Origin of the sequence: Haemophilus influenzae (genome assembly GCF_001457655.1) — a bacterium.
GTDB classification, from domain to species: domain Bacteria; phylum Pseudomonadota; class Gammaproteobacteria; order Enterobacterales; family Pasteurellaceae; genus Haemophilus; species Haemophilus influenzae.
Window position 1 is genome coordinate 1,488,070 of record NZ_LN831035.1, and the last position, 13,393, is coordinate 1,501,462.

Sequence of the window (13,393 nt, forward strand, 5' to 3'; positions counted from 1 at the left end):
TTAGCTATCGAGAAAATTAAAAATTTAATACTTTGTCAGCTTCCATCCACCATAAGGGGCTGAATGGATTATAAATAGAATATTTTGCATACTATTCTCCTTAATTTCATTAATAACCTTGCTGATAAATTCCTTCCAACAATTTCACTGAAAGTAAAGCGAGATTAAAGCGTTGTTCATCTGCCACAGACCAAAATTCTACGCCATTTTCTACCGCACTTATTTGACTTAAATGAAGTTTTACTGATTCTTCGCCATTTTCTTGTTCTCCATTAAGCACAGGCGTAATTAAGGTTTCTTCTAAAGCGACAAGCTCGCTATTTTGAGGCTGATAGTCGAAATCATAATCTGAAAGTGCGGTGACTTTTTGTGCCAATCCATAAAATACAGGCACTTGGATTGAGTGGAATGTAGCACGATCTAATTGCGGAAAAATTCGTTGTAATTGATTCGATAAATTAGGTGCTTGATGCGGATAAACATCAAAGGCTAAGCGAGTTTCTTCTTCGTCTAATGGAATACCATTTAATAAACGGGCTGTTTGTCCCGCAAGTTTCGTCACGGTTTCCGCATCCGTATAAGAAGTCGGCAATAAAGAGGTGACAAATACTTGATTGAGATTCGTTTCTTGTAAAATCGGGGCAAGCGTTAAAGCAAGTTGGCTTACTTGAGGATCAGGCAAGCTAACAATGTTACGTTGTCTTAATTCAAGTAATTGTGATTCATTTACCGTTGGAACAACAACAGGCACATCCGAAAGCGCACTACAAACGCCTAACATATCAATGACAATACAGCCCTGCTCTGCTGCTTGCGCAATATGGGCAACTTGCTCAAGTTTTCCTGCAAAAAAGACATAATTAAAATCAGCCCACTCTACTTCATTTGGCGCAAGTTGTTCAACGCCTTTATTGCGAAAACGAATATTTTGTTCTTCTTCAAAAGGTATTATTTCAACAATAGAAACTTTGCTAATTTCAAGCGTACTTTGTTCTAAACGCTCTACAATTTTTTCACTTAATTCAAATTCTGCTGCTATCGCAATATTTAAGGTTGCGTCCATTTTTCTCTCCGCTGTAAAATAATCAGCATTATTTTACACCAAAACCAGGAACGAAATAATGACACCCGCAATTGATTTACTTAAAAAACAAAAAATTCCTTTTATCTTGCACACTTATGATCATGATCCGAATAATCAACATTTTGGTGATGAGGCAGCCGAAAAATTAGGCATTGATCCTAACCGCTCTTTTAAAACCTTACTTGTGGCGGAAAATGGCGATCAGAAAAAACTCGCTTGTTTTGTGCTTGCAACGGCCAATATGCTGAATTTAAAGAAAGCAGCAAAATCTATCGGTGTGAAAAAAGTGGAAATGGCGGATAAAGATGCAGCACAAAAAAGTACAGGTTATCTTGTAGGAGGAATTAGCCCGCTAGGTCAAAAGAAACGCGTGAAAACCGTGATAAATTCAACCGCACTTGAGTTTGAAACGATTTATGTTTCAGGCGGAAAACGTGGGCTAAGCGTAGAAATTGCGCCACAAGATTTAGCAAAAGTATTAGGTGCAGAATTTACTGATATTGTTGATGAATAAGTGATGGACTTATAAATTTAAAGGCGGATTTCTTATTTAATACGAACTAAAAGGACTAAGCTTAGTCCTTTACTGACTTTCTAACTTTAATTCTTGTCTTTTAAGTTAGGATTAATAGAAAAAAATTTAGGGTATTTATTATTCTTGAGTATCCGCAATTGGGATTATTTTTGTGGCGTGAGATCCTTTATCGCTGTGGAGAACTTCAAATTGTACTTTTTGACCTGCTTTTAATGAACGATAGCCGTCCATTTCAATCACTGAATAATGTGCAAAAATATCGGCATCTACACCTTCTGCGGAAATGAAACCAAATCCTTTTGCATTATTGAACCATTTTACAATACCAATTTCCATAAAAGACCTCTCTAGGCTTAGCCTATTAAAACAATAAATCAACAAGACTCTCGCCTTATCACCTACTAATTAGGTCCGTTATGTTTAAATATTTTGAACGGTTATGCAACGAGCAATATTCAAAAATGATAAGTAGATCACAAAAAATTTAATTATCTGGAGTTTTTTTATCATTTTTATGAATTTCTCGTAGTGCTTTCGCCACTATTTGAATCGCTTCTCCACTACTAATTCCTTTTGCCATAAGTTCTTGAATTTGCTCAACTGCTTTTTGTTGCTGTTCGTGTGTTAAGTTAATATCAAACATTTTCCCACCCAAATTGATTTATTAATTGATGCCATTGTTCATCTAAACCTGCTGTAATTGTTATTTGCTCTTTCGTTATTGGATGAATAAAAGACAAACTATTAGAATGTAAAAATAATCGAGAACAACCTAAATGTGACATTAATGCACGATTTTGATGTAAGTCACCATATTGCGTATCCCCTAAAATCGGATGAAAAATATGTTTCATATGGCGACGTAATTGGTGTTTTCTACCTGTATGAGGGATTAATTTAACTAAAGAATAACGTGCCGTTTGATAACGCCCAGCAGGATAAGGCATTTCGACTATTTTTAATCCTTCATAATCAGTCACTGCTTCTTGAGGCTCTTTATCTTCTTGAGAAAATTTATCTGCGATTTTATCCAATTGAATTTTTAGTGGATAATCTATCCGCTCTTTTCCCTGTAGATACCCTCGCACTACAGCCAAATAAGATTTCTGAACGCACTTTTGTTCAAACTGTTCACACATTAAATTCGCAATTTCACTGCTCAATGCAAATAACAACACGCCAGATGTCGGTCGATCTAAACGATGAATAGGAAATACGTGCTGACCAATCTGATCTCGTAAAGTTTGCATCACAAATTGAGTTTCGTGAGGATCTAACCAACTGCGATGAACCAACATACCATCAGGCTTATTCACCGCAACGAGAAACTCATCTTGATATAAAATTTCTAGCATTGGTTATTGTTCAGAAGTTCTTCTAAAGCAACTAAAGGAGTTAATAGTTGTTGTAACTCATCAAATTCCTTCATTGCTTCTTCAATATAAGGAGAAATAGCAATTTTATGTGGCAAGGCTGAACCACTTTCTAATAATGCCTGCATGCGTGGAATAAATACCCACTGTAGCCACTCTTCGGCAGACATCGTATCAATTGAAAAAGGTTCTTCACTTAAAAACGCCTCTGCAGCAGGGGGCATCGTTTGCCATAAATTAAGCTGCTGCATGGTAATTTGAAGCTGTTCAAGATGCTGTTTAGTTTGATTACGCATATTTTATATCCTAATTAATGAATGTTTTTTGCAAATACACGCACATTTGAAAAACCATTTTCTTTCAAATATAAGGCTTGTAATTTACTCATCACACCACGTTCACAATACAACACGTAATTTTTACTTTGATCAAGGCTACCAAATTGAGAAGAAAGTTTGTAGAACGGCATTTGAATGACGTCATGTGTACCTGATTCAAATGGCTTTTCATCCGTTTCTTCTGGGCTACGAATATCCAAAATCACTTCATTTTCACCTAATACAGAAATTGCCTCGACTTCCACGACTTCTTTTTCTGTTTCTTCTGCTATCTGGCGAATATCTAAATATTTCGCATTTTGTACCGCACTTTCAAGAATCTCAAAATTAAAATACCTTTCTTCTGTAACAATTTTCTCGCGAACAGCTTTAATCGTAGGATTTTTTGAAATCACACCACAAAATTCAGGCATAGATTTTGCAATATCGTCAGTACCAATTTCTTTCGCCATCGCAATAATTTGTTCTTTATCGTGCGTAATTAACGGGCGTAATACTAAGGCATCAGCGGCTTCATCAATCAAGCGTAAATTGGTCAAAGTTTGGCTGGAAACTTGTCCTAATGCCTCCCCTGTCACAATCGCTTCAATATTAAAACGTTGAGCGACTTTACTTGCTGCCCGCACCATCATCCGTTTTAATACAACCCCCATTTGGCCGTTATCGACTTTCTCTAAAATCTCACCGACAACTCCTTCAAAGTTAATCGCAATAAAGCGTACTTTATGTGAAGCGCTATAGCGTTGCCAAATATGATAAGCCATTTGCTTTACGCCAATTTCATGGGCTGCGCCGCCAAGATTAAAGAAACAATAGTGAACTCGAGAACCACGACGAATCAACATGTAACTCGATACACCTGAATCAAATCCCCCAGAAATCAAAGAAAGCACATCCTCTTGCGTACCAATCGGATAACCGCCAATCCCTGCGTGACGTGCTTTAACTAACATCATTTTGTCATCTTCAATATCAATACGAACTGTCACATCTGGATTTTTCAACCGCACTTTTGCGCTTTCAATATGTTGATTTAATCCACCGCCGATATAACGTTCTGCTTCAATCGAACTAAATTTATGTTTTCCTTTACGTTTTACTCGAACGCAAAAGGTTTTGCCTTGAAGTTGTTGCACGACATCAGCAAGCGTCAATTCAAAAATATGATGTAAATCGGTAAACGGTTTTTCTTCAACTTCTAAAAAATGATGAATACCAGGAATACGTTGTAACAAAGCAATTAATTCTTCACGATTTTCTTCATTTTTTGACCGCACTTCAATGTAATCCCAGTGACGTACAACTGCAGTTTCTTCATCATATTTCTGTAAAATATTGCGGATATTAGAGGTTAAAATTTTTGCGAAACGTTTACGCACAGTTTCGCTTTTAATCATGATTTCAGGAAAAAGTTTAACGATAAATTTCATATAAATAGCTTAGGTATTTCTCGGGTATTTAAAGTGGCGAGTATTTTACGCAAAGATAGTGAAAAGTCCACTGGTCCTAGCTTGAAATAATTTTTTAACAACTCAAGTAAAATACAGTACAATGGCAAGCAATTTTTACCGTGAAAAAGGACGATTAAATGGCACGTAAACCTGCATCTTCACAAGATTTTGAAACAACGTTAGCGCAGTTAGAAAATATTGTTACACATTTAGAAAATGGCGATCTACCATTAGAAGAAGCATTAAAAGAATTTGAACAAGGTGTGCAATTAGCCAAGCTAGGACAAGAACGTTTACAACAAGCAGAACAACGCATTCAGATCTTATTGCAAAAAACAGAAGATGCTCCACTGAATGATTATAAAGGGAATGATTATGAAGGGAATGCTTAATGGGTCACTTTTCTGAAGAATTACAACAGGTTCAAACTCGTATTAATCGCTTTTTAGAAGCTCAATTTGAGGGCATTGAAAGTCATAATGCACCTTTGCTTGACGCGATGAAATACGCATTATTACTTGGTGGTAAACGAGTTAGACCTTTTTTGGTTTACGCAACAGGTCAAATGCTTGGTGCAGAGAAACAAACCTTAGATTACGCTGCTGCTGCCATTGAAGCCATTCACGCCTATTCCTTAATTCACGATGATTTACCTGCGATGGACGATGACAATCTACGTCGTGGACATCCTACTTGTCATATCCAATTTGATGAAGCTACAGCTATTCTTGCGGGCGATGCACTGCAAAGTTTCGCATTTGAAATATTAACCAAAACACCGAATATTTCTACTGAACAAAAACTGGCTTTAGTTCAAATTTTAGCGCAAGGCTCTGGCGTACAAGGAATGTGCTTAGGGCAAAGTTTAGATCTTATTTCTGAACATAAACAAATTAGTTTAAGCGAATTAGAATTAATCCATCGTAACAAAACGGGCGCATTGCTAATTGCCGCATTGAAATTAGGTTTCATTTGTTCTCCGCATTTTACCGACAAAAAGTTAGAACAATCCTTAACGCAATATGCGGAAGCCATTGGCTTAGCCTTTCAAGTTCAAGATGATATTTTAGATATTGAAGGCGATAGTGCAGAAATTGGCAAACAAGTCGGTGCCGATCTTGATTTAGATAAAAGCACATATCCAAAATTACTTGGATTAAGTGGTGCAAAACAAAAAGCACAAGATCTATATCAAAGTGCTTTGTCTGAATTAGAAAAAATTCCTTTTAATACGACCGCACTTCGTGCATTAGCTGAATTCATTATTACCAGAAAAAGTTAAACACTCACAAAAGTGCGGTCAAAATTTATAACGTTTTTAAAATGACTAACAATATGAACAATTATCCTCTTTTATCTTTAATTAATTCTCCAGAAGATTTACGTCTTTTAAATAAAGACCAGCTACCACAACTCTGCCAAGAATTACGTGCTTATCTTTTAGAATCAGTTAGTCAAACTAGCGGGCATTTAGCATCAGGTTTAGGCACGGTGGAACTGACTGTTGCGCTACATTATGTGTATAAAACACCATTTGATCAGTTAATTTGGGATGTTGGACATCAAGCTTATCCACATAAAATTTTAACGGGTCGCCGAGAGCAGATGTCCACAATTCGTCAAAAAGGCGGTATTCATCCTTTCCCTTGGCGTGAAGAAAGTGAATTTGATGTATTAAGTGTTGGTCACTCCTCCACGTCTATTAGTGCGGGATTAGGTATTGCAGTCGCTGCAGAACGAGAAAATGCAAGTAGAAAAACAGTATGTGTCATCGGTGACGGCTCAATTACGGCGGGAATGGCATTTGAGGCATTAAATCACGCTGGGGCATTGCATACAGATATGTTAGTTATTTTAAATGATAACGAAATGTCTATTTCAGAAAACGTTGGTGCATTAAATAATCATCTTGCGCGTATTTTCTCTGGCTCTCTCTACTCTACACTTCGTGATGGCAGTAAAAAAATCCTTGATAAAGTTCCTCCAATCAAAAACTTTATGAAAAAAACCGAAGAACATATGAAAGGTGTAATGTTTTCGCCAGAAAGTACATTATTTGAAGAACTCGGTTTTAACTATATTGGCCCAGTGGACGGGCATAACATTGAGGAATTAGTGGCAACACTTACGAATATGCGTAATCTGAAAGGCCCGCAATTTTTACATATAAAAACAAAAAAAGGTAAAGGATATGCGCCTGCAGAAAAAGATCCGATTGGTTTCCACGGCGTACCAAAATTTGACCCAATCAGTGGCGAATTACCCAAAAACAATAGTAAACCAACTTATTCGAAAATTTTTGGCGATTGGCTATGCGAAATGGCAGAAAAAGATGCCAAAATTATTGGTATCACACCTGCAATGCGTGAGGGTTCAGGTATGGTAGAATTTTCCCAACGCTTCCCAAAACAATATTTTGACGTAGCAATTGCAGAACAGCACGCTGTCACTTTTGCTACAGGACTTGCAATTGGCGGATACAAACCTGTTGTCGCAATTTACTCGACATTTTTACAACGTGCTTACGATCAATTAATTCACGATGTTGCCATTCAAAATCTCCCTGTGCTATTTGCGATTGATCGAGCGGGAATAGTTGGCGCAGATGGTGCTACACACCAAGGGGCATTTGATCTCAGCTTTATGCGTTGTATTCCCAATATGATTATCATGACACCAAGTGATGAAAATGAATGCCGTCAAATGCTCTATACAGGTTATCAATGTGGCAAACCAGCGGCAGTGCGTTATCCTCGCGGAAATGCCGTTGGTGTAAAACTTACTCCTTTGGAAATGCTACCTATCGGTAAATCACGTTTAATTCGAGGGGGTCAAAAAATTGCGATTTTAAACTTTGGTACCCTGTTACCATCTGCGTTAGAAGCATCAGAAAAACTCAATGCAACGGTTGTCGATATGCGTTTTGTGAAACCGATTGATATTGAAATGATTAATGTGCTTGCACAAACTCACGATTATTTGGTCACATTGGAAGAAAATGCAATTCAAGGTGGAGCGGGATCTGCTGTTGCGGAAGTACTAAATTCATCAGGAAAATCAACCGCACTTTTACAACTTGGTTTGCCAGATTATTTTATTCCACAAGCGACACGGCAAGAAGCATTGGCAGATTTAGGATTGGATACAAAAGGCATTGAAGAAAAAATTCTCAACTTTATTGCAAAACAAGGTAATTTATAAAAATAAACGCGATGATAATTTCATCGCGTTTTTTCTTAATCCACAATTCTTAAATGGGAAACTGATTTTGTTTTCTTTTTTTCTTCTCGTTTTTTAGGCTTATCTACTGCTTCATAAAAACCTGTTGGTTGTTCAGTATCTGGCTCAATGTTAAGTTCATCATAAATTTCCTCAGGTTCAAACATCACGCCATCGCCATTCTCACGAGCATAAATCGCAAGGGCTGCGCCCATTGGAATATACAGTTCACGAGAGACACCTTTAAAACGCGCATTAAACTGGATGAAATCATTTGTAAGTTGTAAATTGCCCGTAGCACTGGCAGACAAGTTTAATACAATCTGTCCATCTTTTACATATTCGACAGGAACATTCACACCTAAGTAAGTCGCATCAACAACTAAATAAGGCGTAAAACTATTATCTACTAGCCAATCATAATAGGCGCGTAATAAATAAGGGCGTTTAGGAGAAGATTTATATTCCATTATTTATCATCCATTAAATTTTTTGGTGCAGCTTCACCTACAGATTGCAAAAAAGAATCACGTGTAAACACACGTTCCATATAAGCTTTAATCGCTTTACTTCCTGTGCCTGTAAATTCCACACCTAAATGTTTTAATTTCCATAATAATGGTGCAACATAGCAATCAACCAAACCAAATTCTTCATTCATAAAATAAGGCATCTGTTGAAAAATTGGTGCAATCCCTAATAGTTCTTCTTTTAACTGTTTTAATGCTGAAGTTTTTTCTTTTTCTGTGCCATTTTCTGCTTTTGCAAGGGTTGGATACCAATCTTGTTCAATACGTAACATTAAAAGTCGATCTTTAGCACGAGAAACAGGATACACTTGCATTAATGGAGGATGTGGAAAACGCTCATCAAGATATTCCATTATGATGCGTGAATTAAATAATACGAGATCACGATCAACCAACGTAGGCACAGTGCCGTATGGATTTAATTCCATTAAATCTTCTGGTAGAGCTTGCAAATCAACCTCTGCGTTTTCATAAAGCACACCTTTTTCTGCCAAAACAATTTTTACCTGATGGCAATAAATATCATCTTTATTTGAAAAAAGGGTCATTACTGAACGTTTACTTGATGTGCTGGACATTTATTCCTCCGAAGATCCAAAAATATTCTAGGTTTTTAAGGGGCAACATTTTACCATAAAGCATTACCTATTTGCCAACATAATCTTTTTTATTGTTTTATAATCAATAAGTTAGAGTAACTCAAATAATAAAAAAGCAGAGATTTCTCTCTGCTTTTCTTTTGGAAACGAAAATAAAAATTAACGTTTTGAGTATTGTGGACGACGACGTGCTTTGTGTAAACCCACTTTTTTACGTTCAACGCGACGTGCGTCACGAGTAACGAAACCAGCTGCACGAAGTGCTGGGCGTAATGTTTCATCGTATTCCATCAATGCACGAGTGATACCGTGACGGATTGCACCCGCTTGACCAGAAATACCACCACCTTTAACAGTGATGTATAGGTCTAATTTATCAGTTAATTCAACCAACTCTAATGGCTGACGTACTACCATACGTGCTGTTTCGCGACCAAAGTAAACATCTAATTCACGTTGATTGATAGTGATTTTACCACTGCCCGGTTTGATAAATACACGAGCTGAAGAGCTTTTGCGGCGGCCTGTGCCGTAGTTTTGATTCTCTGCCATTTTCTAAACCTCGTGATTAAATATCTAATACTTGTGGTTGTTGTGCAGCGTGTTGGTGTTCAGCACCTGCATACACTTTTAATTTACGGAACATTGCACGGCCTAATGGACCTTTTGGCAACATACCTTTAACCGCAATTTCAATCACTGCTTCAGGACGGCGAGCGATCATTTCTTTGAAAGTCGCTTGTTTAATACCACCTACATAGCCAGTGTGCCAGTAGTAAAGTTTATCTGTTTCTTTACGACCAGTTACTGCCACTTTGTCTGCGTTGATAACGATGATGTAATCACCAGTATCTACGTGTGGAGTGTACTCAGCCTTGTGTTTACCACGAAGACGACGTGCTAATTCAGTCGCTAAACGACCTAAAGTTTTACCTGTCGCATCTACTACGTACCAGTCGCGTTTAACCGTTTCTGGTTTTGCTACAAAAGTTTTCATTAATTAATTACCAAAAATTAGTTTGATACCCAGTGTTCTTATGAACACAACCATTAATCTTAATCATCACCCCTTCGAGTGTGATCTCGATAAAATAATGTACGATGGGAATTCGCACATTTACAGGGTCGGCGTATTATACTCGTTTTTTCATAAAATGCTAATTTTTTGCACTAAAAAATAAATCTATTGTATTTATTTAACACGCATTTATCTTTCTATAAAAATATACAAAAAAATTACCGCACTTTTTTTCATTGTAAAATAGGATAAATCATTGCTAACAAAAGTGCGGTAGTTTTGGGTACGTTTTGATCTAAAAATTAATTATTATTGAACAATCATTATCCATTTATTGAATTATTAATAATAATCATACTTTTAATGAATAAATTGAAATTGACTCATATTAAAACCTATTTTATTGTACAAATACTATTTTAGAATCCTAAAGGAAGCCTTATGAGCTACGCGAAAGAAATTGATACATTAAATCAACATATTGCAGATTTTAATAAAAAAATTAATGTCTCTTTTGAATTTTTTCCTCCTAAAAACGAAAAAATGGAAACCCTTCTATGGGATTCCATTCATCGTTTAAAAGTCTTAAAGCCTAAATTTGTGTCAGTCACTTACGGCGCAAATTCGGGAGAACGTGACCGCACTCACGGCATTGTGAAAGCCATTAAACAAGAAACGGGCTTAGAAGCCGCACCACATTTAACTGGAATTGATGCCACACCTGAAGAATTAAAACAAATTGCGAGAGATTATTGGGATAGTGGTATTCGCCGTATTGTTGCGTTACGCGGTGACGAACCTAAAGGTTACGCGAAAAAACCATTTTATGCGTCAGATCTTGTTGAATTACTCCGTTCTGTCGCTGATTTTGATATTTCTGTAGCCGCTTATCCTGAAGTTCATCCAGAAGCAAAATCCGCACAAGCAGACTTGATTAATTTAAAACGTAAAATTGATGCAGGTGCAAATCACGTGATTACGCAATTTTTCTTTGATATTGAAAACTACCTGCGTTTTCGTGATCGTTGTGCATCAATTGGTATTGATACTGAAATCGTACCCGGTATTTTACCTGTTACTAATTTTAAACAACTCCAAAAAATGGCATCATTCACTAATGTGAAAATTCCAGCGTGGTTAGTTAAAGCCTATGATGGTTTGGATGATGATCCAACTACACGTAATCTTGTAGCAGCAAGTGTTGCAATGGATATGGTAAAAATTTTATCTCGCGAAGGCGTGAATGACTTCCACTTTTATACGTTAAATCGTAGTGAATTAACTTATGCTATCTGTCATATGTTAGGTGTAAGACCTTAATTATCACAATAATATATTTCTTTTCAACACAAAATAAGGGCGATATTTCGCCCTTATACAAAACTAAAAAAATTCAACCGCACTTCGTTATTTTACTAATTCAGTTTGCATATACATTAATCGATCTATATTCGTTAAATAATGCCCTAATTCTTGTTCTTCGGGTTTATGTAAATAAGGAATTTTACCTAAAAGCGGCGCATCAATATGTTCAACAAGTAAATCAACAATTTCTGCATAATGGCTTAATAATGGATTAATTCGATTTGCTATCCAACCTAATAATGGCACACCCAACTGTTGGATAACCTTTACCGTTAATAAAGCGTGATTTACACAACCATCTTTAATTCCAACTACAAGTACTACTGGCATTTTTCGTTGAGTAATCCAATCTGCAAAACTTTTTCCTTCTGCCATTGGTGTCATTAAACCAAAAGATCCTTCCACCACAACAGATTGATAAGTTTGATTCAAACGCGTTAAATCACAATTAATTTTATCTAATTTAATTCGCATTTTATCTTGCGTGAGCATTGGTGCACAGTGACTAAAAGTATAGCTATTAATATCCTGATAAGACACATTTTCCTTTGTTGAATGCATCAGCGTTAATACATCAGCATTTACGAAATTATCATAATCAGATGTATTTTCAGACTGCGCAACAGGATAAATACTCTCTTCTCCACAACAAGCAATGGGTTTATAGCCGACAACTTGCACTCCCTGCCCTTGCAAGGCTTGAATCATTGCGCGTGCTGCTGTTGTTTTCCCCACATTCGTATCTGTCCCAGCGACAAAAAAGCTACTCATTTTTTTCTCCTTTAAAAAGTGCGGTGGATTTTAAAGGAATTTTTTATTTAATAATTTGAGATAACGCAAATTTTCACTTTTTTATCTTAGAAATAGACAAATTATTTGATCTCACTCAAGCTATTAAATAAACCATCATCTTGTTTTGCTATTTGTAAATAAAATCCTTGGTGTTTAATTGTTTCCAATACTTCATTACAATCTACATTGTGTAATGCTTTACGCCCAAGCAGATTAAACATCATTACTAATTCTGGTTTACCAAAATGTTCGAGTAAAACGCTGGGAACTGAAGAAAAATCCTCTCTATCGGCAACATAAAGGTAGCTTCCTAACTTCTTTTTACTTTTATAAATGGCACATAACATATTTAATTTCCCGAAATAAAAATCCGCACATTTTACGTGCGGATTACAATTTATCATTTCCTATTTTTGAACTGTGGCTAAAAATTCTTTACGAGTATCTCTATCTTCTAAAAATACGCCACCATAAGCAGATGTGACAGTATAACTATTTGTATCTCTAATACCACGCGCTTTCACACAGAAATGGGTCGCTTTCACATATACCGCGACATCATCGGTTTCAAGAATGGTTTGAAATGCCGTCAAAAGTTGCTCGGTTAAGCGTTCTTGAACCTGTGGACGTTGAGCAAAAAACGAGACAATTCGATTAATTTTAGAAAGACCAATTACCCAATCTTTTGGATAGTACGCCACACAAACTTTACCATCAATCGTCACAAAATGATGTTCACAAGTGCTTGTTAGCGTGATGTCATTCACTTGCACCATTTCACTGACTTTCATTTGATTTTTTATTTTCGTCATTTTAGGAAAATTGGCATAATCCATTCCACTGAAAATCTCATCAATAAACATTTTAGCTAAACGATTTGGCGTTTCTTCCAAACTATCATCTCGCAAATCTAATCCAATCAGTTTCATTACTTCATTCATATGTTTTGCAATGCTTTCTCGGCGTTCATTTTTAGCCTGCGTTGGATCAATCATGGGTGTTTCAATGCCTTTCTCAATCAAGGCATTTCTTACATTCTGCGCATCCAGTGAAATTTTATTCATCATCGTCTTTCCTGAAAAAATAATC

18 protein-coding genes are annotated in these 13,393 nt (G+C 36.4%); 5 read left to right on the forward strand and 13 right to left on the reverse strand.

From position 1 onward, the window contains the following. Positions 1-109: 109 nt before the first annotated feature. Positions 110-1,063 carry an oxidoreductase gene (locus AT683_RS07305; RefSeq protein ID WP_005660359.1) on the reverse strand — a complete coding sequence of 318 codons (954 nt, stop codon included), beginning with the start codon at positions 1,061-1,063 and terminating at the stop codon, positions 110-112. Positions 1,064-1,121: 58 nt separating this feature from the next. Here AT683_RS07305 and ybaK point away from each other — a divergent pair, with 58 nt between their 5' ends. After that, a complete protein-coding gene (gene ybaK / locus AT683_RS07310) occupies positions 1,122-1,598 on the forward strand; it encodes a Cys-tRNA(Pro) deacylase (protein ID WP_005631703.1) in 477 nt (158 codons plus the stop codon). Positions 1,599-1,736: 138 nt separating this feature from the next. Here ybaK and cspD read toward each other — a convergent pair whose 3' ends face one another. The 5 genes from cspD to thiI all read right to left on the reverse strand — a co-directional run bounded on the left by cspD (position 1,737) and on the right by thiI (position 4,760). Continuing rightward, complete coding sequence (gene cspD / locus AT683_RS07315) at positions 1,737-1,955, reverse strand: cold shock domain-containing protein CspD (protein ID WP_005652728.1); 219 nt, start codon at positions 1,953-1,955, stop codon at positions 1,737-1,739. Positions 1,956-2,103: 148 nt separating this feature from the next. Beyond that, positions 2,104-2,262: a YoaH family protein gene (locus AT683_RS07320; protein WP_005656618.1), complete on the reverse strand. Its 159-nt coding sequence runs from the start codon at positions 2,260-2,262 to the stop codon at positions 2,104-2,106. Beyond that, positions 2,255-2,974 (reverse strand): tRNA pseudouridine(65) synthase TruC, encoded by a 720-nt coding sequence (gene truC / locus AT683_RS07325; protein ID WP_005656617.1) that lies wholly within the window; start codon positions 2,972-2,974, stop codon positions 2,255-2,257. Before truC ends, AT683_RS07320 begins: the two co-directional genes overlap by 8 nt. Further along, positions 2,968-3,288 carry a YqcC family protein gene (locus AT683_RS07330; protein ID WP_005656616.1) on the reverse strand — a complete coding sequence of 107 codons (321 nt, stop codon included), beginning with the start codon at positions 3,286-3,288 and terminating at the stop codon, positions 2,968-2,970. The genes truC and AT683_RS07330 overlap by 7 nt, the downstream gene beginning before the upstream one ends. 14 nt (positions 3,289-3,302) lie before the next feature. Then, positions 3,303-4,760 (reverse strand): tRNA uracil 4-sulfurtransferase ThiI, encoded by a 1,458-nt coding sequence (gene thiI / locus AT683_RS07335; RefSeq protein WP_038441218.1) that lies wholly within the window; start codon positions 4,758-4,760, stop codon positions 3,303-3,305. Between the two features lie 158 nt (positions 4,761-4,918). On the opposite strand from thiI, the gene xseB reads away from it, so the two are divergent. The 3 genes from xseB to dxs are packed head-to-tail and all read left to right on the forward strand — an operon-like array spanning position 4,919 to position 7,982. Continuing rightward, a complete protein-coding gene (gene xseB / locus AT683_RS07340) occupies positions 4,919-5,173 on the forward strand; it encodes an exodeoxyribonuclease VII small subunit (RefSeq protein WP_005656614.1) in 255 nt (84 codons plus the stop codon). After that, positions 5,173-6,063, forward strand: a complete 891-nt coding sequence (gene ispA / locus AT683_RS07345; protein ID WP_038441220.1) for a (2E,6E)-farnesyl diphosphate synthase — start codon at positions 5,173-5,175, stop codon at positions 6,061-6,063. The genes xseB and ispA overlap by 1 nt, the downstream gene beginning before the upstream one ends. A gap of 41 nt (positions 6,064-6,104) precedes the next feature. Beyond that, complete coding sequence (gene dxs / locus AT683_RS07350) at positions 6,105-7,982, forward strand: 1-deoxy-D-xylulose-5-phosphate synthase (RefSeq protein WP_048949914.1); 1,878 nt, start codon at positions 6,105-6,107, stop codon at positions 7,980-7,982. Between the two features lie 35 nt (positions 7,983-8,017). On the opposite strand, the gene AT683_RS07355 is transcribed toward dxs, so the two are convergent. The 4 genes from AT683_RS07355 to rplM all read right to left on the reverse strand — a co-directional run bounded on the left by AT683_RS07355 (position 8,018) and on the right by rplM (position 10,126). Further along, positions 8,018-8,470, reverse strand: coding sequence for a ClpXP protease specificity-enhancing factor (locus tag AT683_RS07355; protein WP_005650453.1), 453 nt, complete (start codon positions 8,468-8,470; stop codon positions 8,018-8,020). Then, positions 8,470-9,108, reverse strand: a complete 639-nt coding sequence (gene sspA / locus AT683_RS07360; protein ID WP_005656607.1) for a stringent starvation protein SspA — start codon at positions 9,106-9,108, stop codon at positions 8,470-8,472. Before sspA ends, AT683_RS07355 begins: the two co-directional genes overlap by 1 nt. A 180-nt stretch (positions 9,109-9,288) precedes the next feature. Continuing rightward, positions 9,289-9,681, reverse strand: coding sequence for a 30S ribosomal protein S9 (gene rpsI, locus AT683_RS07365; RefSeq protein WP_005631594.1), 393 nt, complete (start codon positions 9,679-9,681; stop codon positions 9,289-9,291). Positions 9,682-9,697: 16 nt separating this feature from the next. Then, complete coding sequence (gene rplM, locus AT683_RS07370; RefSeq protein WP_005628896.1) at positions 9,698-10,126, reverse strand: 50S ribosomal protein L13; 429 nt, start codon at positions 10,124-10,126, stop codon at positions 9,698-9,700. Positions 10,127-10,588: 462 nt separating this feature from the next. Here rplM and metF point away from each other — a divergent pair, with 462 nt between their 5' ends. Further along, positions 10,589-11,467: a methylenetetrahydrofolate reductase gene (metF, locus tag AT683_RS07375; protein WP_005650448.1), complete on the forward strand. Its 879-nt coding sequence runs from the start codon at positions 10,589-10,591 to the stop codon at positions 11,465-11,467. An 87-nt stretch (positions 11,468-11,554) separates the two neighbouring features. Here the strand turns inward: metF and bioD are convergent, their stop codons facing one another. The 3 genes from bioD to folE form a co-directional block, all read right to left on the reverse strand. Beyond that, complete coding sequence (gene bioD, locus AT683_RS07380; RefSeq protein WP_038441242.1) at positions 11,555-12,283, reverse strand: dethiobiotin synthase; 729 nt, start codon at positions 12,281-12,283, stop codon at positions 11,555-11,557. A 101-nt stretch (positions 12,284-12,384) separates the two neighbouring features. Beyond that, positions 12,385-12,651 (reverse strand): YcgL domain-containing protein, encoded by a 267-nt coding sequence (locus AT683_RS07385; RefSeq protein ID WP_038441463.1) that lies wholly within the window; start codon positions 12,649-12,651, stop codon positions 12,385-12,387. A 60-nt stretch (positions 12,652-12,711) separates the two neighbouring features. Further along, the gene (gene folE / locus AT683_RS07390; protein ID WP_038441464.1) at positions 12,712-13,368 is read right to left on the reverse strand and encodes a GTP cyclohydrolase I FolE; all 657 of its coding nucleotides are present in this window, start codon (positions 13,366-13,368) and stop codon (positions 12,712-12,714) included. Between the last annotated feature and the right edge of the window lie 25 nt (positions 13,369-13,393).

Excerpts from the sequence above, each read along its gene's own strand:
- AT683_RS07305 (WP_005660359.1), bottom strand. The coding sequence starts at position 1,063 with ATGGACGCAACCTTAAATATTGCGATAGCAGCAGAATTTGAATTAAGT.
- ybaK (WP_005631703.1), top strand. The coding sequence starts at position 1,122 with ATGACACCCGCAATTGATTTACTTAAAAAACAAAAAATTCCTTTTATC.
- cspD (WP_005652728.1), bottom strand. The coding sequence starts at position 1,955 with ATGGAAATTGGTATTGTAAAATGGTTCAATAATGCAAAAGGATTTGGT.
- AT683_RS07320 (WP_005656618.1), bottom strand. The coding sequence starts at position 2,262 with ATGTTTGATATTAACTTAACACACGAACAGCAACAAAAAGCAGTTGAG.
- truC (WP_005656617.1), bottom strand. The coding sequence starts at position 2,974 with ATGCTAGAAATTTTATATCAAGATGAGTTTCTCGTTGCGGTGAATAAG.
- AT683_RS07330 (WP_005656616.1), bottom strand. The coding sequence starts at position 3,288 with ATGCGTAATCAAACTAAACAGCATCTTGAACAGCTTCAAATTACCATG.
- thiI (WP_038441218.1), bottom strand. The coding sequence starts at position 4,760 with ATGAAATTTATCGTTAAACTTTTTCCTGAAATCATGATTAAAAGCGAA.
- xseB (WP_005656614.1), top strand. The coding sequence starts at position 4,919 with ATGGCACGTAAACCTGCATCTTCACAAGATTTTGAAACAACGTTAGCG.
- ispA (WP_038441220.1), top strand. The coding sequence starts at position 5,173 with ATGGGTCACTTTTCTGAAGAATTACAACAGGTTCAAACTCGTATTAAT.
- dxs (WP_048949914.1), top strand. The coding sequence starts at position 6,105 with ATGACTAACAATATGAACAATTATCCTCTTTTATCTTTAATTAATTCT.
- AT683_RS07355 (WP_005650453.1), bottom strand. The coding sequence starts at position 8,470 with ATGGAATATAAATCTTCTCCTAAACGCCCTTATTTATTACGCGCCTAT.
- sspA (WP_005656607.1), bottom strand. The coding sequence starts at position 9,108 with ATGTCCAGCACATCAAGTAAACGTTCAGTAATGACCCTTTTTTCAAAT.
- rpsI (WP_005631594.1), bottom strand. The coding sequence starts at position 9,681 with ATGGCAGAGAATCAAAACTACGGCACAGGCCGCCGCAAAAGCTCTTCA.
- rplM (WP_005628896.1), bottom strand. The coding sequence starts at position 10,126 with ATGAAAACTTTTGTAGCAAAACCAGAAACGGTTAAACGCGACTGGTAC.
- metF (WP_005650448.1), top strand. The coding sequence starts at position 10,589 with ATGAGCTACGCGAAAGAAATTGATACATTAAATCAACATATTGCAGAT.
- bioD (WP_038441242.1), bottom strand. The coding sequence starts at position 12,283 with ATGAGTAGCTTTTTTGTCGCTGGGACAGATACGAATGTGGGGAAAACA.
- AT683_RS07385 (WP_038441463.1), bottom strand. The coding sequence starts at position 12,651 with ATGTTATGTGCCATTTATAAAAGTAAAAAGAAGTTAGGAAGCTACCTT.
- folE (WP_038441464.1), bottom strand. The coding sequence starts at position 13,368 with ATGAATAAAATTTCACTGGATGCGCAGAATGTAAGAAATGCCTTGATT.